General features: G+C 69.4%; 15 protein-coding genes. 11 read left to right on the top strand and 4 right to left on the bottom strand.

The window, feature by feature from the left end:
- The 3 genes from NBRGI_RS13350 to entS form a co-directional block, all read left to right on the top strand.
- Positions 1-8,384: non-ribosomal peptide synthetase (locus tag NBRGI_RS13350; RefSeq protein ID WP_029896040.1), on the top strand; the 8,384-nt coding region annotated here is incomplete at its 5' end.
- Positions 8,381-9,385 carry a Fe2+-enterobactin ABC transporter substrate-binding protein gene (locus tag NBRGI_RS13345; RefSeq protein WP_029896039.1) on the top strand — a complete coding sequence of 335 codons (1,005 nt, stop codon included), beginning with the start codon at positions 8,381-8,383 and terminating at the stop codon, positions 9,383-9,385. The genes NBRGI_RS13350 and NBRGI_RS13345, both read left to right, overlap by 4 nt.
- Positions 9,382-10,638, top strand: coding sequence for an enterobactin transporter EntS (entS, locus tag NBRGI_RS13340; RefSeq protein WP_029896038.1), 1,257 nt, complete (start codon positions 9,382-9,384; stop codon positions 10,636-10,638). Before NBRGI_RS13345 ends, entS begins: the two co-directional genes overlap by 4 nt.
- Before the next feature lie 55 nt (positions 10,639-10,693).
- Here entS and NBRGI_RS13335 read toward each other — a convergent pair whose 3' ends face one another.
- Positions 10,694-12,250, bottom strand: a complete 1,557-nt coding sequence (locus tag NBRGI_RS13335; protein WP_228832474.1) for a (2,3-dihydroxybenzoyl)adenylate synthase — start codon at positions 12,248-12,250, stop codon at positions 10,694-10,696.
- A gap of 190 nt (positions 12,251-12,440) precedes the next feature.
- On the opposite strand from NBRGI_RS13335, the gene NBRGI_RS13330 reads away from it, so the two are divergent.
- The 6 genes from NBRGI_RS13330 (at position 12,441) to NBRGI_RS13305 (ending at position 17,638) form a co-directional block, all read left to right on the top strand.
- Positions 12,441-13,220: an SDR family NAD(P)-dependent oxidoreductase gene (locus NBRGI_RS13330; protein WP_081878028.1), complete on the top strand. Its 780-nt coding sequence runs from the start codon at positions 12,441-12,443 to the stop codon at positions 13,218-13,220.
- A 32-nt stretch (positions 13,221-13,252) separates the two neighbouring features.
- Positions 13,253-13,900 carry an isochorismatase family protein gene (locus NBRGI_RS13325; protein ID WP_029896032.1) on the top strand — a complete coding sequence of 216 codons (648 nt, stop codon included), beginning with the start codon at positions 13,253-13,255 and terminating at the stop codon, positions 13,898-13,900.
- 30 nt (positions 13,901-13,930) lie between these two features.
- Entirely contained in the window at positions 13,931-14,185 is a 255-nt protein-coding gene (locus tag NBRGI_RS13320) for a phosphopantetheine-binding protein (RefSeq protein WP_029896029.1), read from the top strand.
- Entirely contained in the window at positions 14,182-15,486 is a 1,305-nt protein-coding gene (locus NBRGI_RS13315) for a lysine N(6)-hydroxylase/L-ornithine N(5)-oxygenase family protein (protein ID WP_029896027.1), read from the top strand. The genes NBRGI_RS13320 and NBRGI_RS13315 overlap by 4 nt, the downstream gene beginning before the upstream one ends.
- 183 nt (positions 15,487-15,669) lie before the next feature.
- Positions 15,670-16,374: a hypothetical protein gene (locus NBRGI_RS13310; RefSeq protein WP_029896026.1), complete on the top strand. Its 705-nt coding sequence runs from the start codon at positions 15,670-15,672 to the stop codon at positions 16,372-16,374.
- A 238-nt stretch (positions 16,375-16,612) separates the two neighbouring features.
- Positions 16,613-17,638 carry an alpha/beta hydrolase gene (locus tag NBRGI_RS13305; protein ID WP_235210939.1) on the top strand — a complete coding sequence of 342 codons (1,026 nt, stop codon included), beginning with the start codon at positions 16,613-16,615 and terminating at the stop codon, positions 17,636-17,638.
- Positions 17,639-17,642: 4 nt separating this feature from the next.
- On the opposite strand, the gene NBRGI_RS13300 is transcribed toward NBRGI_RS13305, so the two are convergent.
- Positions 17,643-18,656, bottom strand: coding sequence for a LysR family transcriptional regulator (locus NBRGI_RS13300; RefSeq protein ID WP_029896024.1), 1,014 nt, complete (start codon positions 18,654-18,656; stop codon positions 17,643-17,645).
- An 872-nt stretch (positions 18,657-19,528) separates the two neighbouring features.
- Here NBRGI_RS13300 and NBRGI_RS13295 point away from each other — a divergent pair.
- Both NBRGI_RS13295 and NBRGI_RS49615 read left to right on the top strand, forming a co-directional pair.
- Positions 19,529-20,269 (top strand): hypothetical protein, encoded by a 741-nt coding sequence (locus NBRGI_RS13295; protein ID WP_148310799.1) that lies wholly within the window; start codon positions 19,529-19,531, stop codon positions 20,267-20,269.
- A 43-nt stretch (positions 20,270-20,312) separates the two neighbouring features.
- Positions 20,313-21,308: a CAP domain-containing protein gene (locus tag NBRGI_RS49615; protein ID WP_063726259.1), complete on the top strand. Its 996-nt coding sequence runs from the start codon at positions 20,313-20,315 to the stop codon at positions 21,306-21,308.
- Positions 21,309-21,452: 144 nt separating this feature from the next.
- Here NBRGI_RS49615 and NBRGI_RS13285 read toward each other — a convergent pair whose 3' ends face one another.
- Positions 21,453-22,607 (bottom strand): GDSL-type esterase/lipase family protein, encoded by a 1,155-nt coding sequence (locus NBRGI_RS13285; protein WP_029896020.1) that lies wholly within the window; start codon positions 22,605-22,607, stop codon positions 21,453-21,455.
- A gap of 27 nt (positions 22,608-22,634) precedes the next feature.
- The gene (locus NBRGI_RS13280) at positions 22,635-23,696 is read right to left on the bottom strand and encodes an amidohydrolase family protein (protein ID WP_029896019.1); all 1,062 of its coding nucleotides are present in this window, start codon (positions 23,694-23,696) and stop codon (positions 22,635-22,637) included.
- Between the last annotated feature and the right edge of the window lie 106 nt (positions 23,697-23,802).

The following is a 23,802-nucleotide window of genomic DNA, read 5'->3' as shown; positions in this document are numbered from 1 at the left end:
TGCCGGACGCCCGGCACCGGCTGGTGCTCAATGCGCACCATCTGCTCACCGACGGCTGGTCCACCCCGATCGTGCTGCGTGAGCTGCTCGCGCTCTACCACCGCGCCGAACTGCCCGCCCCCGCCGCGTACCGCGACTACCTGGCGTGGATCGCGCAGCAGGACCGAGGCGCGGTGCGCGACGCGTGGGCGGCCAGGCTGGCCGGTCTGGCCGCGCCGAGTCTGCTGTCCACGACATCGACGAGCGCACAAGACTTCCGGCAGGCGCGGGTTCCGCTCTCCACCGCGCAGGCCGCCGCGCTCGTCGCACTGGGCCGCCGCCGCGGGTTGACGCTGAACACCCTGGTGCAGGGCACCTGGGCGGTCGTGCTGGCCGAACTCAACGAGCAGGCCGACGTCGTCTTCGGTGCGACCGTATCCGGTCGTCCGGCCGAACTGCCCGGCGTCGAAGCGATGGTCGGCCTGTTCACCAACACCATTCCGGTGCGGTGCACCCTCGCGCCGGGCCGGTCGCTGCTCGACCTGTTCGCGGAACTGCAGGAAACACAGTTCGCCATGCAGGAATTCGAGCAGGCGAGCCTGGCCGAGATCGAGCGCGCCGCCGGGCTGGGTCAGCTGTTCAACACCCTGGTGGTGTTCGAGAACTTCCCGAACTCCGGTGCGCAACAGCCCGAATCGCACGAACTGCGGATCGCGGGCTTCCACAATCACGGGCTCACGCACTACCCGGTCACGCTGCTCGCCCCGCCCGGCGAGCGGCTGGAGCTGGTGGTCTACCACGACCGCGCCGCCGTCGCGGACGAGACGGTCGGCCGGATCGTCGAGCGGATCGCACAGGTGTTGCGCACGGTGGTCGAGGCCGAGGACACGCGCGTGGACGAACTGCTCGATATGTCGCGGTGGGTAACGCCGAGTGCGCCGGTGCGAACGCCGGATCGCCCGCGGGTGATCGAGCCTTCCGGTGTCGCCGACGGTGCGGTGCTGGCGGCGATCCGCGAGGGCGCGGCGGGAGTGCTCGAGGTGGCCTCGATCGGTCCCGACGACGACTTCTTCGCGCTGGGCGGGCATTCGCTGACGGCCATGCGCCTGGTGGGCAGGCTGCGCAGGCTGGGCGTCCGGGTCGCGATCACCGATGTGTTCGACGCGCCGACCGCGCGCACCCTGGCGGCGCGGGCACAGATAGATCCGCTGCGCTTCGGGTCGCGCGCGATCACTGGGGGCAGCGAAGTGGCGACGCCCCCAACAGAGTTCACGCCCGCGGTGCTCGACCGTGTGGGTACCGGTGCGCCGTTGTCGCCCGCGCAGGAGCGCCTGTGGTTCCTGCACCGGCTGGAAGGACCGTCCACCACCTACGACGTGCCGGTGGTCGTCCGGCTGCGCGGTGCGCTCGACAACGACGCGCTCGCCGCCGCCTGGCGCGACGTGCTGGCGCGACATCCGGTGCTGCGCACCAGCTATCCGCAAGATGCCGCCGGTTCCGCCACGCTGCACCTGCGCACGGCCGACGAGGCCGCCGGACTGGACTGGCACGCGATCGGGGCGGAGGGCCTCGATGCGGCCATCGCGGCGTGCCTGACCCAGCCCGTGGACATCACCGCCGCGGCGCCGGCGCGGGCCACGCTGCTCGAAATCGCGCCCGACGACCACGTGCTGGTCCTGGTGGTGCACCACATCGCTTTCGACGCCACGTCGCTGCGCCCGCTGTTCGACGATCTGGACATCGCGTATCGGGCGCGGGTGAAAGACGAAGCGCCCCAGTGGTCTCCGGCAGGCACGGACTATCGCGAGTACGCGGCGCGGGAGCGCCGCCGACAGCAGCAGGACGCCTATGCCGGGCAGCTGGCGTACTGGCGTGAGACCCTCGCGGGTCTGCCCGCCGAGCTGGAGCTGCCGTTCGACCGCCCGCGCCCGGCGCGGGCCGCGTACCGCGGGCACACCGTGCTGCGGCGGCTGCCCGCCGGACTGCGCGCGGCGATCACCGAACTGTGCGGCGCGTACGGTGTCAGTCCGCTGATGGTGTTGCAGGCGGCGGTGGCCACCACCTGGTCGGCATTCGGCGCGGGGCGCGATATACCGCTGGGCAGCGCGGTGTCGCATCGCGACAGCGTGCTGGACGACGACGCGGGCGAATTCGGCGACACCATAGGGTATTTCGTCAACACGCTGGTCATCCGCTGTGATCTGACCGGCCGTCCGAGTTTCGCGGAGCTGCTCGGCCGGGTGCGGGTCGCCGCGCTGGACGCGCTGGCGCACCAGGACGCGCCCTTCGAGCGGGTGGTCGACGCCGTGGCCGCGCCGCGTTCGCTGGCCCGGCATCCGCTCTTCCAGACCATGGTCGCCTACGAACCGGCGGCCCCGGCTCCGAAACTCGGCGAGCTCGTGGTCGAGCCGGTACCCCCGGTCACCACCGCCGCGCGTTTCGACGCGGCGGTGTGGCTGGCCGATGCCGGCGCACCGGACGAGGCGAACCTGCGCCTGGTGGTCGACGCCGACCTGTTCGACCCCGCGACCGCGGACGCGCTCGTCGACGGCCTGATCGCGGTGCTCGCGCGGGTCGTGCCCGAACCGACGGCGGGCATCTTCGAAACCGCCTCGGCCGCATCCGATCCGGCGCACGATCCGGCGCGGCGCTCGACCACGCCGCCCGGTGTGGCGGTGCGCTTCGCCGACCAAGTGCGCGCGACCCCCGAGGCGATCGCCGTGGTCTGCGGTGCGGAATCGGTCACCTATGCCGAACTCGCCACGCGGACAGCGGATCTGGCTGCGCGGTTACTGGCCGCGGGTGCGGGGCCGGAGCAGGTGGTCGGCGTCGCGCTGACCCGCTCGACGGATCTGGTCGCCGGACTGCTCGCCGTGCTGCGCCTCGGCGCGGCCTACCTGCCGCTCGACGTCGACTACCCGGCCGATCGCCTCGCGTACATGCTCACGGACGCGACCCCGGTGTGCGTGCTGACCAGTTCCGACCTCGCGGCTCGGCTGCCTGCGGGCGGACCGCCCACGGTGCTGACCGACGTTGCGGCACAATCGGATCCGGTTGTGCTGCCGCAGCCGCGGCCTGCGGACGAGCGCCTGGCCTACGTGATCCACACCTCCGGCTCGACCGGAAAGCCCAAGGGCGTCATGGTGACTACGGCGAATCTCGCGGCGTTCGCCGAGACCGTCGGCGGGGCGGGCTGGATCGGTCGTGGCGACCGGATCGTGGCGGTGACGACGGTGTCCTTCGATATCGCGGTCCTGGAGCTGCTGCTGCCGTTGACCGTCGGCGCGACCGTGGTGCTGGCCGATCGGGCGACCGTCCGGGACCCGGACGCGTTGCACGCCTTGATCGCCGAGAGCGCCGCGACACTCGTGCAGGCGACGCCCTCGCTCTGGCGCGTGCTGGTCGAACACGAAGACGCGCCGCGGCTGGCCGCGGTGCGCGCGCTGGTAGGTGGCGAGGCGTTGCCCGCGGATCTCGCGGTGGCGCTGGTCGCCACTTGCCGGTCGGTGCGGAATGTGTACGGGCCCACCGAGGCGACCGTGTGGGCGACGGCGAGCGATCTGCACGACGGCGATCAGGTCACCATCGGCGCGCCGTGGACCGATGTGCACACCCGAGTGCTGGACGAGCATCTGCGCCCGGTGCCGCCGGGTGTGGCGGGCGAGCTGTATCTCGGTGGCGCGCAGGTGGTTCGCGGCTACCTCGGCAAGCCGGGACTGACCGCCGCGCGCTTCGTGCCGGATCCGGACCTGCCCGGCCGGCGGTTGTACCGCACCGGTGATCTGGTCCGGCAGCGCGCCGGACGGCTGGAGTACCTGCGCCGCAGCGACGATCAGGTGAAGGTGCGCGGCTTCCGGATCGAACTGGGCGACGTCGAGTCCGCGCTGCGGGGGGTCCCCGGGGTCGCCAGGGCGGCGGCCACGGTCCGCGCGGACAGCGCGGGCACCGGCAGGCTCTTCGGTTACGTCGTCGCGTCGCCGGGCGGCACGCTGGACCCGGCGGCGGTCCGCGCCGCCGTCGCGGGCATCCTCCCCGAATACATGGTGCCGCAGGCGATCGCGGTGCTGGACGCGTTGCCGTTGACGCTCAACGGCAAGGTGGATCGGGCCGCGCTGCCCGAGCCGACCCGAACCGATACCGCGCGTCGCGCGCCGAGCACAGCCGCCGAGCGGACGCTGTGCGCGTTGGCGGGCGAGGTGCTCGCCATCACCGCGCCGGGCCCGGACGATGCCTTCTTCGCGCTCGGCGGCGACAGCATCTCCTCGGTGCGGCTGGTGACCGCGGCCCGGCGGCACGGCCTGGTGCTCAGCGTCGCGGACGTGTTCGAACACCCGACGCTGGGCGAGCTGGCCGCGGCCGCGACACCGGCGGACGCCGCGGCCGCGCCCGGCGCCGCGGCGGAACTGGTGACGGTGGACGCCGACCAGCGCGCCCGCCTGGACGCGCTGTGCCCGCCGTGGCAGGAAGTGCTGCCGCTGGGTCCGTTGCAGGAGGGCATGTACTTCCAGTCGGTGGTGGATCGGGCCGCGGGTTCGGACGCGTATCACATGCAGGTGAGTTTCGTGTTCGAGTCCGCCCGGCCCGCCCGCGCCGACCTGCTGCGCCGCGCCCTCGACGCAGTGCTGCGCAGACACGCCAACCTGCGGGCCGGTTTCACCCACGCGGGCTTCGGCGCACCGGTGCAGTTCATTCCGGGTGCGTGGGAAACACCGTGCCGGGAAGTCGATCTACGCACGACCGACGACGCCGCGGCCGCCGTGGTGGCGCTGGCGGACGAGGAATACCGCACGCCTTTCGATTTCGGCGCACCGCCGCTGATCCGCTTGGTGCTGGTGCGTTTGCCGGACGGCACCAGCCGCGCCGTCTTCACGCTGCATCACCTGCTGATCGACGGCTGGTCGCTGGCCCTGCTGTTCACCGAACTGTTCACCCTCTACGAGCGGGCCGAAACCAGCACCGCCGCCGACCTGGACGCGGCGCTGGAACCTGCCGCCGATTTCCGCGACCAGCTGCGCTGGCTGGCCGGCCTGGATCACGGCGCGTCGGAAAAGGCTTGGCACGCATATCTTTCCGACCTGCGGCAGCCGACCCTCGTCGGCACCGGGGCCACGGATCGGTCACCGCTGCCGGGCCGGTCCCGGATCGAACTGCCCGCGGCGACCTCCGCGGCGCTGCGCGCGTTGGCCGGGCACGGCCAGGTCACCCTGTCCACGGTGGTGTCCACCGCATGGGGACTGGCGTTGCGCGCGAGCACCGGCCTCGACGATGTGGTGTTCGGTTCGACCGTCTCCGCGCGCTCGCCCGAGGTGCCGGGCGCGGAACGGATGATCGGGTTGGTGCTCAACACCATTCCAGTGCGCGTCCAGGTGCGCCCGGGCGAGCCGTTGCTGGAACTGCTGCGCCGGATGCTGCGCGAGCAGGGTGGTCTCGTCGCCCACCAGCAGCTCGGCTTGGGCCGCATCCAGCGCGCGGCCGGATACCCGACGCTGTTCGACACGCTCTATGTCTTCCGCAACCTGCCGCGCGACGAGAGCGGCGCCGCAGACGTTTTCGCGCGCACCGGCGTGGTCGGACGCGAAGCGGTGGACAGCACGCACTACGCCTTGACCCTCGACGTCGATCCGGGCGCGGGCTCGGATCCGCTGCGGATCACCCTCGAACACCGGGCCGATCTGATCCCGGACGGACTGGCCGAGCAGATGCTGACGCGGCTGGTCGCCATCCTCGAACAGCTCGCGGCGCCGGACACCGCCGCGGGCCGCACGATGGTCGCGAACACCGCTGTGCCGGTTGAGCGTGCGCCGGGGTTCACGCCGGACCGGGTGCACGTGCCGCTACCCGGGCAGCCGGGCGGCAGCGTCGACGCGCTGCTGCGCGAACGGGCCGCCGCGACCCCGGACGCCTGCGCGCTGGTGTGCGGACCGGTCGCGCTGACCGCGCGGGAACTGAACGATCGGGTCGACCGGATGGCTCGGTTGCTGGCGAGCCGCGGCGTGGGGATCACCGACGTGGTCGCGCTCGCGCTGCCGCGCATCGCCGACCATGTGGTGGCGATCTTCGCGGTCATGCGCACCGGGGCGGCGTATCTACCCCTGGATCTGACCCACCCGCCCGCCCGGCTGCGTGAGTTGCTCGCCGACAGCGCGGCTTCGGCCTTGATCAGCACCGGCGTCCATCGGGAAAGCGTGATCGAGGGCGACGGCGGACCGCGGGTGCAACTGCTGATCGATCAGCCCGAGGTGGCACGCGTGCTCGACGGTGCGGTGCCGCCGCCCGCGGTGCCCGAGGTGGCGGTGGCCGGTCCGAGCTGCGCCGATCAACCGGCCTACGTCATCTACACCTCGGGCTCGACCGGTCGCCCGAAGGGCGTGGTGATCGGTCATCGCGGTCTGACCACGATGTACCACAACCACCTCGACGAGATCTTCGGCCCGACCGACCGCCGGGCGAACCGGGGCAGGCTGCGCGTGGCGCACACCGTCTCGTTCTCCTTCGACATGTCGTGGGAGGAACTGTTCTGGTTGCTCGCCGGGCACGAGGTGCACGTCATCGACGAGCAGGCGCGACTCGAGCCCGCCGCGCTGGTCGCGCACTACCGGGACGTCGGCATCGACGCGGTCAACGTGACGCCCTCCTACGCACGGGAATTGCTCGCGGCCGGCCTGCTCACCGGCGCGCATGTGCCTGCCCTGGTGCTGCTCGGCGGTGAGGCGGTGCCGCCGGATCTGTGGACGCTGCTGCGCGAACATCCGGTCGCCACCGGTTACGACCTGTACGGGCCCACCGAGTTCACCATCAACGCGCTCGGTTCGCCGGTATCCGGCAGTGCCACACCCTGTTTGGGCCGCCCGGTGCGCAACGCGAAGGTGCGGGTGCTCGATTCGGGTCTGGCCGAGGTGCCGGTCGGCGCGCAGGGCGAGCTGTATCTGTCCGGCGACGGCATCGCGATCGGCTACCGGGATCGGGCGGGCTTGACCGCGGGCACGTTCGTCGCGGATCCGTTCGCCCCCGACGGGGGCCGGATGTACCGGACCGGAGACCTGGTGCGCCGCAGGGCCGATGGGGAGCTGGAGTACCTGGGCCGGGTCGATCATCAGGTGAAGATCCGCGGTGTGCGCATCGAGCTGGCCGAGGTGGAGACCGCGCTGGCCGCGCTGCCCGGCGTCCGGCGCGCCGCCGCGACGGTCCGCGCCGACTCCGCGGGCACCGCACGACTGTTCGGCTACGTGGTGCTCGACGCCGGCTGCGCCCCTCGTGATCTGCGCCCGGAGGTGCGGGCCACGGTGCCCGCCGCGCTGGTGCCCGCCGAGATCATGGTGATCGACGCGATCCCGTTGACGCCCAACGGAAAGCTGGATCGCGCGGCCCTGCCGCAACCGGAGCGCCGCACGGTGCGCCGAGCGCCGCAGACGGCGCGGGAGCGGGCAGTGTGCGCGGTGTTCGAGCAGGTGCTCGAGCTCGGCGAGGTGGACATCGAGGACAGCTTCTTCGACCTCGGCGGCGATTCGCTGCGCGCGATGCGGCTGCTCGGCGCGCTGGATCGCGCACTGGGCGTGACCATTTCGCTCGGGACGCTGACGGCCCGGCCGACGGTGGCGGAACTGGCCGCGCATCTGGACAGCACACAGGGCACCGCGGCCGAGCCGGAGTCGTCGGCCGCGGGCCGTGAGCATGTGCTCGTGCTGCGCGCGCACGGTGCCGAAGCGCCGCTGTTCTGCGTGCACCCGGCGGGTGGATTCGCCTGGCAGTTCCTGCCGTTGGCGACTCGGTTGACCGCGGGACGGCCGGTGCTCGGGTTGCAGTTGCCCACGCTGAGCGGCGCGGCGCCGGCCGCCTCGTCGATCGACGAGCTGGCCGCGCAGTACGTCGCCACCGTGCGCGCACAGCAGCCGAGCGGGCCGTACCACCTGCTCGGCTACTCGTTCGGCGGGAATGTGGTGCACGCCATGGCGGCCCAGCTCAGTGCGGCAGGCGAGGAGGTCGCCTTCGCGGGACTGATCGATGCCGCACCGCTGGGCACCCGGGCCGGAGCCGAACACGACATCGACGCGGACGTAACCGAATTGCTGACCGTGCTCGCACCGGAGATCGGCACCGCGGACCCGCACCTGCACGCCGCGCTGCGCGCCGGTTTCACCGAATGCGTGCGACTGCTCGCGGTTTCGGCGGTTCCGGACTACTCCGGGCCGCTGACCCTGTTCACCGCCGATCGGCCGCACGATGCCGTCGCCTCGCCGGGTGCGGAGCTGGCCGCGGGCTGGCGCGGGCTCGGGCTCGATCCGGTGGTGCACCACCTGCCCTTCGACCACGCCGGGCTCGTCACCGCGGCGGGCTGGGCCGAGCTCACGCCGTTGATCGAGCGGGAGCTGGGGATGAAAGTTCGTTCAACACAAGGAGACCGATGAAGTCGACCCGAACGTCCGGCCGCGCCGGACGCATGCGGCGGGCAGTCGCCCTGCTCGGCGGACTGACCATGGCGCTGGGCCTCGTGGTCGGATGCTCGTCGTCCGAGGACACCGCCGCCGGCGAGCACACCAGAACGATCACCACGGATCGCGGCGCGGTGACCGTGCCGCACGAGGCGAAGCGCATCGTGGTGCTCAGCGGCAGCCTGGCCGACTACCTGTACGCGCTCGACGCGCCGGTGGTGGCCACCGACACCCGGGTCATCGGCATCACCAACCTCGACGGCGGCTTCCCGCCGCAATGGGCGGACAAGGCAAAAGCGCAGGGCACCAAGCAATTACCGGCCGGCGCGGAACTGAACATCGAGGCCGTCGCCGCCGCCGACCCGGACCTGATCATCGGTGGCGGGCAGGGCATCACCGCGGTGCAGGCGGGCGAGCTCTACGACAAGCTCACCGCGATCGCGCCGACCGTGCTGGTGCCCACCAAGGTGACCGACTGGCAGGAGCAGCTGCGGATGGTCGCGGACGCGTCCGGCCGGGCCGACCGGGTGCCCGCGCTGCTGAGCGCCTACCAGGACAAGGCCGCGCAGGTGAAGGCGTCGAGCAAGGTGCCGACCGGCAAGGTGGTCTATCTGCTCTCGGTCGCCAACAAGGAGCCGTTCGTGGTGCCGCAGACCGCTGCGCTGCCCAGCCAATTGGGTGAATTGGGTTTCGTCGCCGACGATGTGCTGACCAAGGCCGGGAACCCGGCACTGTACGGCTCCGGTGACTCCTTTCAGGTCAGCCTCGAACTGCTGGACAAGGTCGCCGACGCGCCGGTGGCCATCGTGATCCCGGTCGGCGGGCCGAGCGCGGCCGAGCTGGGCCAGAACCCGCTGTACGCGCGGTTGCCGGCGTTCCGCGACGGCAAGGTCTACGAGTTGCCCGCGACCAGCTACCGCCCCGACTACCACGGCGCGCTGACCACGCTCGACACCATCGCGAAAACCTTCGGATGAGCGTGCTGCGTCGCCTCGTCATCGATATCTCGCCGCTGCGGGACAGCAAGGCGTTCCGCTACGTCTTCGCGGCCCGGCTGATCTCGCTGCTCGGGATCGGGCTGCTGATGGTGGCCCTGCCGGTGCAGGTCTACCAGCTCACCGGGTCCAGCCTGCACGTCGCGGGCGTCTCGGTGGTGACCGCGGTCGCGATGTTCGCGGGCAGCCTGTCCGGCGGTGTGCTGGCCGACCGGCACGATCGCCGGCGCACCATTCAGCTGGCGCGCTCGCTGGCCGGGGTCGGGTTCCTCATCCTCGGCGGGAACGCGCTGCTGGATCATCCACTGCTGTGGGTGATCTACGGCGCGGCGGTGCTGGACGGCGTGGCAGGCGGGGTGAGCAGTTCGGCGCTGATGGCCCTGACGCCGGCGCTGGTCGGCAGGCACCGGCTGGCCGCCGCGGGCGCGCTGATGACGCTCACCACGGAGCTGGGCACCGTCGTCACGCCCGGCCTCGCGGGCGTGATCATCGCTGCCAGTGGGGTTTCGGTGACCTACTTCGTCGCGGCGGCCGCCACGGCGCTCACCGTCACGCTGTTCCAAGAGGTGGGCGCGCATCCGCCGAGCGGTTCGGTGCACGAGCCGCCGTTGCGCGCGCTGCTGACCGGCCTGCGGTTCGCGCTCGGTCATCAGATCGTGCGCGGCACACTGCTGGTCGGGCTGGCCGTGATGCTGGTCAGCGGTCCGCTGGTGCTGCTGCCCGCGTACGCGGACACGGTGCTCGGCGCGGGTCCGGCCGTGCTCGGCTGGCTGTACGGCGCACCGGCGGCCGGTGCGCTGGTCGGGCTGTTCACCAGCGGCTGGACCGGGCGCGTGCACCGCAACGGGCGGGCACTGCTCGCCTCGGTGGTGTTGCTGCCAGTCGCGCTGATCATCGTGGGTGTCGGCGGCACAGCGGTTTTCGCGGTGCTCGGCCTGGCCGGGTTCGGACTGGGACGGGCGGTGAACGACACCTTCCGCTTCGCGGTGCTGCAACAGCACACCCCCGACGACCTGCGTGGCCGGGTGTCGAGTCTGTGGCTGGTGCAGGCGGTTTCGGGCACCGCCGTAGGTTCGCTGGTGGCCGGCGTGCTGGGGCAGTACTTCGCCCCCGACACCGCGCTGCTCGTATACGGCTGTGGCGCGGCGGTATTCGGGCTGCTGCTGTGCGCGGTCTCGCGTCCGGTCTGGCTGGCCACTTCGGCGGCCGACCGGCAGGCGGCCGAGCACCGTTAGGGCCCGTGCGGCCCGTCGAGGTGAGCCCTGGGGCTCACCTCGACGGGCGGCCGCGCTAGGAGGACTGGGCCGCCTGCGCCGTGAGCGCGGCGCGCAGGGAACGGCGGCTGATCTTGCCGACGCCGGTCTCCGGGAAGCTCTCGACGACCTCGAGCAGGTCCGGGATCTTCCAGGTCGCCACACCGCGCTCGCGCACGAACTGCCGAATCTGGCCGAGCGCGGGCGGGGTGGCCGGGTCGGTCGCCAGCACGAACACGCAACTGCGTTCGCCCAGCCGCTCATCCGGCACCGACACGACGATCGCGTCCCGAATCAACGGATGGTCCAGCAGATGTGCCTCGATCTCCTCGGCCGAGATCTTCTCCCCGCCACGGTTGACCCGGTCGCCCAGCCTGCCCTTCACCACCAGATTGCCGTCCGGGCGCAGGTTGACCACGTCACCGGTGCGGTACCAGCCGTCCTCGGTGAACGAGGTCGCATTGGCCTCGGCATTGCGGTAGTACCCGCGAATCGTGTACGGGCCCTTGGTGATCAGCAGACCGTCCGTGCCGGGAGGTACCGGCTCGCCCTGCTCGTCGACGACCGCGATCCGATCGTGGTCCGACATCGGCCTGCCCTGCGTGGCCAAGATCACCTCTTCGGGATCGTCGAGCCGGGTGTAGCAGACCAGTCCCTCGGCCATGCCGAACACCTGCTGCAGGGTGACCCCGAGCGCGGGGGCGATCCGCCGCGCCAGCTCGTCCGGGCAGCGGGCACCGCCGACGAGCAGCACCTGCAGGCTCGAAATGTCGTAGTCCGTCCCGGCTTCCGCGCGTTCCACCCACAGTCTGGCCAGCGGCGGCACGAGGCCGGTGATGGTCACGCCGAAACGCTGGATCGCGCCGAACGCGGTGGTGGGGGAGGGTTCGATGGCCATCGCCACGGTGCCGCCCGCGTACAGCACGCCGAGGATGCCGGGCGAACTCATCGGGAAGTTGTGCGCCACCGGCAGGACCGCCAGGTAGACGCTGGTCTCGTCGAGTCCGCAGATCTGCACGCTGCGCCGGACGCTGTACAGGTAGTCGTCGTGGGTGCGCGGGATGAGCTTCGGCGTCCCGGTGCTACCGCCGGAGAGCTGCAGAAACGCGATGCCGGACGGGTCGACCTCGGGCAATTCGCGTGGTGCGGCGCGCAGGTCGTCGAGTCCGTGTGTGCCGCCCGGCGGCAGGGCGGGACGCCGGTGATCCGGCACGAGGATCAGATGCCGCAGCTCGGGCGCGCTGTCGCGCAGCACCGCGCCGAGCGTGGCGTGATTGAACCCCTGGTGGTGGTGGCAGGTGATCATCGCGATCGCGCCGCTGGCCTGCGCGATCGGGAGCAGTTCGGCCTGGCGGTGCGCGGGCAGGCAGAAGACCGGCAGCGCGCCCGCATAGAACAGGCCGAAGATCACCTCGACGAACTCGGCGATATTGGGCAGTTGCACGAGCACCCGATCGCCCTGCTGGATGCCGAGATCCAGGAACCCCGAGGCCAGCGACCTGGCCCGGGTTTCCAGCTCGGCGTAGGTCCAGCGATTGCGGTCGTCGAGCACGGCGACGGCATCCGGGGTGGCGGCCGCGCGGCTGGTGAGCATGTCACCGAAGGTTTCTCCGGACCAGTAGCCCAGGGCGCGGTAGGTATCGACTTCGTTTGCCGGCCAAGGGGTTAGGTCGGATTGCGTGGACAAGACGAGCTCCTCACGTGCTGATCACACTTGTTTTACTTTCATCAAGAATTAAGGTTAGGCTAAGCATATGTCTCGAGATGGTAAAAGTGGTGGCGGTGTGATCATCACCGGTGCTGCTGGTGGCATCGGACGGGCTGCGGCACAGATTTTCGCGGACCGGTCCGCAGCGCCCGTGGTGCTCTGGGACCACGATCCCGCAGTGCACCGCACAGCGGAAGAGATCCGGTCGAGCCGCACCGGTGTCGATGCCCATGCCGAACAGGTCGACGTGACCGACGCCGCGTCCGTCGACCGGGCCTTCGCGGCCGCCGTCGAGCGGATCGGTCCGCTCGAGTCGGTGGTGCACGCCGCGGGTGTGCTGGAAACCGGCAGGGTCGCGGAACTGACCGGCGACCAATGGGATCGGTGTCTGGCGGTGAACGCGACCGGCACGATGAACGTGACCCGCCGGGCCGCCGCGCTGCTCGCCGCGCGCGGTGGCGGCTCGATCGTGGTCGTCACCTCGAACGCCGCCAACACCCCTCGGGTCGGCATGGCCGCCTACAGCGCGTCCAAGGCCGCGGCCGCCGCGTTCGCCATGGCGCTCGGGCTCGAGGTGGCCGCGGCGGGCGTGCGGGTGAACATGGTCTCGCCCGGCTCCACCGACACCGCCATGCTGCGCGGCATGTGGGACCACGCCGCGACCGAATTGCCCGCCGCGGCCCGCGATCAGGTGCTCGCGGGCGACCCGGAGCGCTTCCGGCTCGGCATCCCGCTGCGCCGGGTGGCCCAGCCCGAGGACGTCGCCGAAGGCATCTACTTCCTGACAACTCCGCGAGCCCGCCATATCACCATGCACGACCTGCGGGTGGACGGCGGCGCGACGTTCGACGCATGACGGCTCTGTTCCGACCCACAAGGAGATAACTGTTGGCCATCCCGCCGATCGCACCGTATTCGATACCGGCGCGCGACGATGTCGCCGTCAATCGGGTTCCATGGACGCTGGATTCGTCGCGCGCCGCGCTGCTGATCCACGACATGCAGCGGTACTTCATCGACGCGTACCAGCTCGATCAGGAACCGATCTCGACCGCCGTCGCGAACATCCGGCGCCTGCGCAAGCAGTGCAACGAGGCCGGGGTCCCGGTGGTCTTCACCATGCAGCCCGGTGACCAGCACCCCTCGCGGCGTGGCATTCTCGCCGACTTCTGGGGCAGCGGACTGAGCAACGGCCCCGAAGCCGAGGTCGTCGCCGAACTGGCGCCCGGCCCCGCCGATATCCAGGTCACCAAGTGGCGCTACTCCGCGTTCCAGCGCACCGACCTGCGCGAGTTGCTGAATCACTACAACCGCGACCAGTTGATCATCACCGGCGTCTACGCGCACATGGGTTGCATGCTCAGCGCGGCGGAGGCGTTCATGAACGACATCCAGCCGTTCCTGGTGCTGGACGCCACCGCCGACTTCGGCCGGGACGAGCACCTCATGGCCATGGATTACGTCGCGCGCCGCTGTGGCGCGGTGACCACCACCGACGCGCTGGATTACGCGCTGCGGCAATCGAATGCGGCCTGACCCGGGCTTTCGACTAGTTGGAGGAGTGTTATGACCGAGCCGGTTACCATCGGCCGCGAGGACGTGATCGCCGATATCGCGGCGGCACTGGGCGTCGCACCGCACGAGGTGCCCGAAGACGGGGATCTCACCGACGCCGGCCTGGATTCGGTGCGGTTGATGTCGCTGGTGGAGAAGTGGCGGGCGGCCGGCGCGACGGAGGCGGATTTCGCCACCCTGGCCGCCGAGCCGGTGCTCGGTGTCTGGCTCGACGTCCTGGTACCCGGTCACGCGGATCGGACATGACGGGCAGCACCGGTGACGAGATCGTCGATATCGCCGGGATCGGTTTCGGGCCTTCGAATCTCGCGCTGGCGATCGCGCTCGAGGAGCACAACCAAGACCGCGCGCACGAGCGGCTGAGCGCCCGGTTCGTCGAGACCAAAGAGCGCTTCGAGTGGCATCCCGGTATGCTGCTGCCCGGCGCGACGATGCAGATCTCGTTCCTGAAAGACCTTGTCACGCAGCGCAATGTGCGCAGCAGGTACAGTTTCCTGAACTATCTGAAAGAGCACGACCGGCTCACCGATTTCATCAACCTGTCGACCTTCCGGCCCACCCGGCTGGAGTTCCAGGACTACCTGCGGTGGGCGGCGCGCACGGTGGACGCCGAGGTGTCCTTCGGTACCACCGCGGTGTCGGTGGCCGCGACGGGTGACTACTTCGAGATTCAGCTGGACGGCGCCGCGCCCGGCGTGCTGCGAGCGCGTAACATCGTGGTGGCCGTGGGCCTTTCGGCGCGTCTGCCCGAAGGCGTGGCGGCGAGCGCGCGGGTGTTCCACAGCCATCGCCTGCTGCCCAACCTGGAGACGCTGCCGACGTTGCGGCACAACAGGTTCGTGGTGCTGGGTGCGGGGCAGAGCGCGGCCGAGGTGGTCGGGCATCTGCATCAGCGCTACGAGGACGCGCGAGTGCACGCGGTATTCGGCAAGTACGGGCTCAGCCCGGCCGACGACAGCCCGTACGCGAACCGGATCTTCGACCCGGCCGCCGTGGACGACTTCTACGCGTCCTCGCCGGAGTTGCGGCGGCAGTTGATGGCCTATCACCGCGGCACCAACTATTCCGCGGTGGAGCCCTCGCTCATCGAGCGGTTGTACGCGCAGGAGTACGCCGAGCGGGTCGCCGGTGATCGGCGGTTGTTCATGCACGGGGCCTCGACGGTCGCGAGCATCGAGGATTCCGGCAGCGGGGTCCGGGTCGACGTGACGCACGGGCCGACCGGCCTCACCGAGACACTGGTCTGCGATGCGGTGGTGTGCGCCACCGGTTTCCGGCCTGGTGACGTCCGGACCGTACTCGGGGAGCTGGCCGAATCCGTCGCGTTCGACAGCGGGCAGGTCCAGGTGACCCGCGACTACCGGCTGGTGCCGACCGCGCCGTTGCCCGGCGATATCTACCTGCAGGGCGGTACCGAGCACACGCACGGGCTCTCCTCGTCCCTGCTGTCGAACATCGCGGTGCGCACCGGCGAGATCGTGCGCTCGGTCGCGCGGGCGGCGACGGGTGCGCGGGCCGATCGTGCGGCGGACCGGGCGGGGAGGTAGCTACGCGATCTCCAGGCCCCGGCGGTTGGCGGTATGTGCGAAACTCGGTGTCGGACTTGGCATCCGGGTCGTTGGTGCGCACTTGAGCAAATCTGAACAGTGACAACGAACATGTTGACAAAATAAGGTGTGGCTATCCTAAGCTTCCGGCATCCCGACCACACCTACGAAGGACTTCGAAGAATGCTGATGAGGAACCTCGCCGCGACAGCCACCATGCTGATCGCCGCACTCGGTGTCGCCGCGGGCACCGCGGCCGCAGACCCGGCCGCTGCCGATGCGCCGATCAATTTCACCGCCGAGACCACCGACACGCAGGCCATCGTCTCCCTGGACGCCGGCTCGATCGTCGTCGAGGACGGCGCGCTGAAGATCAAGGCCGCCAACGGAAACGTCGTCGCGGGCACCCCGCTGAAGTTCCGGCTCGACGAGTTCGAGTTCCCGATCGCGGCCGATATCGCCGGCCGCACGGCGACCCTGACCCCGCAGCTGGACATGAGCAAGGCCGTCTACAAGCCGGTCGCGCTGCCGTTCGAGGACAAGGCGCCGTGGAAGAGCGAGTACGACCGTGAGCAGGCCGCCTGGTCCCGCATGACCGGCACGATCAGCCTCGGCGCGAGCATCGCCACCCTGGTCGGCGGCCTCGGCGGCGCCGCCGTCGGCTGTGTGCTCGGCGGCATCGTCGGTGGCGCGGTGGTCGGCGGCACCATCGTCGGCCTGTTCGGTCCGTTCCTGGGCGGCATCGCCGCGGGTTGCCTCGGTGGCGCGGCCGCCATGGGCGCGCTCGGCACTGTCGCGGGCCAGATCTTCATCACCGCCCCGGTGGCGATCGGTGCGGCTATTCAGTACTTCACCACGATCAACCAGCCGTTCAACCCGGCCAAGTAAGACCTGACCGGGTCGTCAGCGCGAACCGCCCCTCACAAGGGGGCGGTTCGTCCCTTTTCTGCGCCCGAGTCGCGTGGAGTGGCTTGCCCCGCAACGAGTTCGGTGACGCGGACGCGGGCGCTCGAATCCGCGGTAGTCCTTGCGATGTGCTCACCCCCGGCGATAGCCTGCCTGACTAGTTGCTGGAAGGGACGCCGGACGGGCGTTCTTCGCCTCTCACTATCGAGGAGCTCGTCGCGTGCGGATCTCGGTTCGAACATTGGCCGCGTTGGCGGCAGCAGCTCTACTCGGCGTGGTCGCGGGAGTGGCGCAGGCCGATCCCGCACCGGCCTCGGACAATTGCCGATCCTTTCCCTTCGAGGTAGCCCGGGGTCAGTTGGCCTCGACATTGTGCCTGCCCGCCGGCGGCACAGCCGATACGGTCATGGTGCTCATGGCCGGTTCGAATTACAACGGCTCCTATTGGGATTTCCAGTACGCCCCCGAGACCTATAATTTCCGGCGCGCGATGAACGCGGCGGGATTGGCCACCCTCGTGGTCGATCGGCTCGGCAACGGCGACAGCACGCATCCGCCGAGCCTGACCCTCACCGCGACCGCCACCGCGGATGCGCTGCACGACATCGTGCAGGCCCTGCGCGCGGGGCTCGCCGGCGCCGAGCCGTTCGCGAAGGTGATCAGCGTCGGGCATTCGCTGACCTCGGGCACCGCGGTGATCGAGGCGACCAGGCACCACGATGTGGACGGCGTTGTGCTCACCGGATATTCGCACTCGCTCAGCATTCCCGAGACTCTCGGCGTGATCTCCACCTACTATCCGGCGGTGCAGGATCCCAAGTTCGCCGGGCGCGGGCTCGATTCCGGCTACCTGGTGTCCCGGCCGGGCACCCGCCTGCACGATTTCTTCGATCCCGACAATGTCGACCCGCAGGTCCTCGCGGTCGACGAACAGAACAAGGAAATCTTCTCGCTCACCGAATATCCCGACGGCCTGACCTCCACCCTGCCCGGTATGTCCGGTCTCATCACCGCGCCGGTGCTGCTCGTCAACGGCAGCCGGGATCGATTGTCCTGCGGCGCCGACTATTCGGTCTGCACGGACTCGGCCACCCTGCTGGCGTCGGAGTCCCAGTACTTCGGCCCGGCCGCGAAGTTGCGCGCCTTCGTGCTGCCCGGTAGCGGGCACTCGGTCAACTTGGCGCGCAACACTCGCGACTATCAGGCGGCCGTCATCGACTGGGCGAACTCGATGGTCCGGCAGTGACGCCTCACTGCGCCTTGGCCTCGGGGATATAAGCGGAGTCACGGGCGCCGATCTGGGCGGGCACCTGCGGCCGGGACGTCGACTCGAGTTTCGGGCGCCGGATGTCGAACAGCCCTGCGGCGCCGAACTTCCGAACGAGTTCGGTGTCGGTGATCGCGTCCAGGAACTTCTCCACATACGGGGATTTGTCGCGGGCGTGCACCGTCAGTTCGCGCCGGATCGGGCGGGGCAACCGGACGATGGACACCAGGCGCGAGGACCCGTGCAAGGCCATGCGGGGCACCAGCGCCACGCCGACACCGTGTTCGACCAGGCTCAAGGCGGTGGACACGTCGGGCGCGCGTACCGCGAAGCGGATGTGCACGCCGGCCCGGCCCGCCTCGCGGGAAAGGATATCCGTGAGATCGGAATTCGCGCCGCAGCGAATCCACGGCGCCTCGATCAGCTGCTTCCAGGAACCGTCGAAGCTGTTGCGGTGGCTGTGGTGGCACACGACGACGAGTTCCTCCTCGCCGAAGCAGTGGAACACCTTCGCGGTGGACCGCTCCAGCGGGCCCACGGCGAGATCGAGCGCGCCCTCGTCGAGGGTGGAGTGCAATTCGCGGATATCGGTGAACGATCGGACCTCGATGTTGTCGATATTGCGCTCCAGCCGCATCCGATAGATCAGCGGCGGCAACAGTTTCTGCGCGATCGTCGGCGTCGTGCCGACGGTCATGACGCCGTCGCCGAACGTTTGACCCATGGCCATCGCCTGCCGGACCGAGTCGACGACGTCGGAGGCCTGGGTGAAGAACTCGCGGCCGAACTTGGTGAGCCTCGATCTTCGGGATCGGGGGTCGAACAGTTTCCGGCCGAGCGAGCTCTCCAGCGAGTCGATCTGCTGCGACATCGCGGACGGCGTTATTCCGAATCGGCGCGCCGCCGCGGACAGTGAACCCAGTTGCACCGTGTTCACAAAGTAATCGAACTGCCGCAACGTGATCGTGTTGGAAGTGAGCAAGGGATAATCAGACATCGGCAACCTTCATATCGAGCCTTCGGCTCATCTACCGCACTTGCGGTCCTTCACTGAATTTTAAGTGGGCATCCGTCGCCGAGTCGTGGCAGTTTGCCGATCAGCGTCGATCGACTTCGACTTCCGGTTCTTCCCGTTTACCGTGCGTTCATATCTCGAATGGTTCGGCGATGGCCGGGAAAGAACTAACTCGGAGATCGTGCCGACTTGCGCGGAGTCAGTATCTACGCGGGTGCAGGATACGTCAATGTGGAAGTATTTATCGTTCTGTTATCTGGATCACCTTGCCACTTCGCACACTGACTCGCTTGCTCTCGCTACCTGGGGTGATGGCTGCTGAACCGCCTTCTGGTTCCGCCGAGCGCGCCCCTGCATCGTGCTCATCGGATACTGGATCGTAACCGTGTCGGTCTCGAAGTACGGGCCGTGGGGTGCTTATTCAATCGAAACTTAACGCAATGTTAGAGCGGCTAACAACCGGTAGACATCTTGTACCGGATGACAATCCGGCTTGTTCATTGCGACAACTCCCGCGATATAGCGGAACGGCTATGAATCGCGCCGTTTACGTGATCGCGACGTGATCGGAGAATTGTCCGTTTCGACGCCGTACGTGATCTGGCCGTGATCGCCGATCCAACGTCTGTTAATTGGGATCTTGATTCGATGTAAGAATGTTCTCGCGGCCTTGTCGGGTGTCGGCGGCGCTCGTACGCTTCGAATCGGAAGCCAGCACGCTGGAACCGCGTACTAGACCGCAGAGTCGCGGCTAGCCGGGTCCGGCCGGTCGCAGCGTCGCGACCGGCCGGAATCGGCGATCAATTCGACTCAGTCGATCCGATGGACGATCGGCCATTTCGAAGGAAGACATCTTGGGTAAGCACAGCGCGCCGAGAAATACCTATGTCCCCGCCCGGATGGCGATGCTGTCCACGGTGACGCTGATCGGCATGGCGGTCTCGGCCAACGCGGGCGCCGGCGAGCCGGCGCCGCACGCAGGGGGTGCGGTCCGCGACGGTGCGATCGCGGCACCGGAACCGGCGGTGGCCGTGCCTGTTTCGCGGACACCCGGAGACGTGCGGGCACAGCGGCCGGAAATCGGTGCACCCGCACAACAGTCGAGTCGTACCGGGCGCGCGGAGCCGGGGACCGGCGACACGGCGGCGCTGATCGAGAGCGCGCAGAAATTGCTCGAACTGGGCGGTCCGGCCTTGCAGGAGCCGATGCGCGTGGTGATCAAGGCGCTCGCGGCGGCGCTGAGCGCCGGCAACGCCGCGATCGGTCCCGAGGTGGCCAAGGGGATCAACCAGTTGCTCGCCGGCGTGACGCCTGCACCCGCGCCTGCCGGTGCCCCCCGGCACGCGGCGGTCGGTTCGGACGAAGTGGAACCAGTCGACGACTCGACCTATACCGACGATGACCCGGCTGCCGAGACCGATGACTCGACCTATACCGACGATGACGCGGCTGCCGAAGCCGATGACCCGACTTATGCCGACGACGACTCGGCCTACGGAGCCGATGAATCAGCTTATGCCGCTGACGATTCGGCTTATGTGACCGACGACGACGCCGAGTGGGCTCCGCTCGCGCTCGGACCGAGCGTCGGCTGACAACCGAAATAGCAAGGTAATCGACAACTTCACGAAGGAAATTGTGCGTTTCTCGCCAGCGACCATGCTGTCTCTGTCCACCGCTGTCGGCGCCTCGGCGATCGCCGTGGCCGCGCTTGCCGGAGCCCCTGCGGCTCAGGCCGCACCCTCGGCCGAATCACCCGCCGATGCGGTGATCAGCCTGACCAACGACGAACGTGCCAAGGCCGGCTGTCCGGCGTTGCGCGCGGAAAGTCATCTCACCCAAGCCGCACAAGGCCATTCGGAAGATATGGCCGCCGGCAACTTCATGGATCACAACTCGTCGAAGGGCGATCCGGGCGCGCGAATCCGCGCGGCGGGGTACAAGCCGCAGACCTGGGCGGAGAACATCGCCGCCGGATACCAGAGCGCCGCCGACGTGGTCGACGGGTGGATGAACAGCCCGGGGCACCGCGCCAACATCCTGAACTGCGGTCTGCGCGATATCGGCGTCGGATATGCGAAGGCGCGCAACGGAACTCCGTACTGGACCCAGAACTTCGGCACCTCGAACCAAACCGACTCCGGTAAACCGACGGACGGTAAGCCGGGCAAGCCGACCGACGGTCAGCCGGGTAAACCCGACAAGCCCGGCCAGCCCGACAAGCCCGGCCAGCCCGACAAGCCCGGCCAGCCCGACAAGCCCGGCCAGCCCGACAAGCCCGGTCAGCCCGACAAGCCCGGTTGGCCCGGCGGTGGCGATCCCTCCGACGGCGACTGTGGAAACCCGTCCGACGGCGGCTCGCCGTGGGATCCGTGGGGCGATTGGTCCGACGGTGGCGGTGATTCGTGGGATCCGTGGGGGGACGGTTCCGATGGTGGCGGTGATTCGTGGGATCCGTGGGGCGAGGGTGCCGACGGCGCGGACGACTCCTGGGATCCGTGGGGCGATTCCGCTTGGGACCCTTGGGGTTCGGGCGATGCCGCCGAGTCGTCGTGGGATCCGTGGAGCAACGGCTTCACCGCCCCGATTCGAAATGTCTTCGAGCAGTTGGCTGCTCGGACGAGTCATCGCTGACTCGAGAGGTAAGCCACAAACTCGCTTTGTGGTTTACCGGGTCTTCGCGGGACCGGCCGCACCCGCGGGGGCTTCGGATCAGCACGCGAGGGTGCCGCCGGACCGAGGACGTGTCCGGCGGCATCCGCTGTTTGCGCGGCGCGCTCAGCCCGCCGGTGCCAGCGGCCCCGACGCGCCGAAGGCGAGGTCGGCGAAGCGCTCGCCGATGCGACGGTGCGTCGCGGGGTCGGGATGCAGCTGATCCGGCAGCGGTAGTTCGGCGAAATCCTGCTCGCCGTACAGCAATCGCCCGTCCAGATAGTGCAGGTTCGCGTCGTCGGCCGCGCGCTGTTCGACGATGCGGACGAGTTCGTCGCGTACGACGTTCAGGGTCAGTTTTCCGTTCGCTCGCTCCGCCGGATCGCCGAGCGCGCGGAATCTCACGCGCTGTCCGTCGAAGTCCAGCGCGCCCGGGCCGGGCGTGTCCTCATGGATGGGGCAGAGGAGCGGCGACACCACCAGCAGCGGCGTGTCCGGGTGGCCGTCGCGGATGGTGTCCAGGAACCCGTGCACCGTCGGCGTGAAGGCGCGCACGCGCATCACATCGCTGCTCACCAGGTTGATGCCGAGCTTCAGACTGATCAGGTCCGCGGGCGTGTCCCGGATCGTCCGGGCGACGAACGGATCTAGCAGACAGTTGCCGCGCAGGCTCAGGTTGCGTAACGAGACACCGCCGCGCGCCGCCGCCAGCGCGGGCCAGGTCGCGGTCGGGCGGTCGGCGTTCGAGCCGTGACTGATCGAACTGCCGTGGTGCAGCCAGACTTTCCGGCCATCGGCCGCAGCGGGCCGGACCGGCGCGTTGGTGCGCAGCGCCACCAATGCGGCGGTTTCGGTGTGCGGCAACCAGATCTCGATGTCCTTGGCGCCTGCGGGCAGGTCGAACCGGAGAGTGCCTGCCGCCGCGTCCGCGGCGACGACCGCCTGGGTGGTCATGTCGACGAGCCGGCCGGTGCCGGGCACGGCCGCGTTACCGGCCGGGCGGCCGTCGACGAGCAGTTCATAGACACCGGCGGCGGGGGCGGGTACGCCAGGGTAGAACGCCCTGGTGGGCAACGCGTCCAGCTCGATGCCGGTCGCTTCGGTCCGGAACGCCAGGCGGACACCGGCGGGCTGGGCCTCGACCGTCGCCAGGTAGTCGTCCGGGAACTGCTTGCGAGCCGCGGCCGGAAATCGGTGCGGGAGCAGACCGTCGGCGGTGTGCTCGACGTCGAGCACACCGCATAACAGCGGTTCGATCGGGGTCGTGATCCAGGCGGTCATTGCTGGTCCTCAACAGGGTAGGGCGCGTCAGGCCGTCAGACGGTAGGTGCGACGCGCGGTTTCGGAGAAGAGAGCGGCGAGCTCGGTGTCCGAGGCTCCGGCAGCGAGTCGCTTGAAGGTGTTCCACAGCGTCGCGTACCCGGTGCCCATCTTCTCGACGGGAAAGTTGCTCTCGAACATGCAGCGCTGCGGGCCGAACGCCGCGATGCAGGTGTCGAACCACGGCCGCCAGTGCTCGGCGAGTTCCGCCGAAGTCGGCGGCGTGGCCGCGGTCGAGTAGTCGAATGCGGCCGCCGTGGCGAGGATGCCGCCGAGCTTGCAGACCACGTTCGGCCGCTCGGCCAAGGCTCGGATGCCGCGAGCCCAGGTAGCGAAATGCGCGTCTCGGTCGCGAGCGTAGGGACCGAAACCGAGTGGAGCGCCGCAGTGGTCGAGCACCAGGCGCAACTGGGGCACAGCATCGGCCAGTGCTGCGGCATCGGCGAGTTGCGGCGACAGGATCCACAGGTCGAGCGTGAGATCACGGTCGGCGACGACGCGCACGCTGTCGCGGATGCGCGGCTCGGCCAGCATGTGTGGTCGCGCCCCGGGGTGACTGAGCGCGAGCTGGTCGCTTGCGTCCCAGCTCGCCGCGTAGCGCAGGCCGCGAAAACGGCCCTGGCCCGCGGTGAGGTGCGCTTCGATGACTTGATCGACGAGCCGGGCCTCCAGGTCGAAGTCCACCCGGCCGATGATCCCGGCGGCGACCCTGGTCGGGCCGCCCGCGGCGTCGCTCGCCGCGGCCAGACCGGCGACGAACTCCGTCTCGCCGACCGGCCGCAGCTCGGCCGGTCCGTCGGTGCGATAGGCCGACAGGCATTCGGCGTGGATGGTGGCGACCACGTGGTGCCCGCTGCCCAGGTCGGCCGCGAATTCGTCCAGCAGATAACGGAATCCGGGGTGCTGCCAGAGGTGGTGATGCGGATCGATGATGGGCAGTTCCGGTAGGAGGATCTGCTCCCGCGTCTGGTGTGCGAGCCAGCTCGGGTCGGGCGGGTAGATCCGCCCGAACTCGGTGGGTCGAGTGCCACGGGCAACCGAGGAACTCATAGTCGCCACCCCTTCTCCTGTATCTACTCGCCTATTTAACAAGTCGATACGCTAAACTACCTAGAGGCACTAGGCAACCGGGTCAGTCCTGTAGCCATACGAGGAG

The sequence above is a fragment of the Nocardia brasiliensis IFM 10847 genome (assembly GCF_000710915.1).
GTDB lineage: Bacteria > Actinomycetota > Actinomycetes > Mycobacteriales > Mycobacteriaceae > Nocardia > Nocardia brasiliensis_A.
Note: the sequence above shows the minus strand (reverse complement) of the source record. Positions and strands in the feature narration are given on the sequence as shown.